The organism is Bacillus sp. SIMBA_154, from assembly GCF_046536015.1.
In the GTDB taxonomy this organism is placed as follows: Bacteria; Bacillota; Bacilli; order Bacillales; family Bacillaceae; genus Bacillus; species Bacillus pumilus_P.
This window is the reverse complement of record NZ_JAWJBV010000266.1, coordinates 1-271: the sequence shown is the minus strand read 5'-3', so window position 1 is coordinate 271 and position 271 is coordinate 1. Positions and strand designations below refer to the sequence as shown.

The following is a 271-nucleotide window of genomic DNA, read 5'->3' as shown; positions in this document are numbered from 1 at the left end:
ATCTCTGTTTTGAGCTATTGTTTTTTCTATATGAATTTGAAATTTTTCCGCTACTTTTTCAGGCAGTACATCAATCATTTTTTTACCAATAAACTGCTCAGGTGAAATATACAGGTCCTTACTATTATTAACATGGTAATCAGCAATGATGCCATTTTGCTCTAGTACAAAAAATAAGTCGGGAATGGCTTCAAAGATAGTCTTCAACATACTGGCATTAAATGTGGCTTCTGCTTGTGCCTTGTGAACCTCAGAAAGGTCAATATCAATA

General features: G+C 33.9%; 1 pseudogene. It reads right to left on the bottom strand.

Features of this window, described 5'->3' with window-relative positions:
• A pseudogene (locus R0K30_RS21985) lies at nt 1-271 on the bottom strand (PAS domain-containing sensor histidine kinase); the annotation flags it as partial.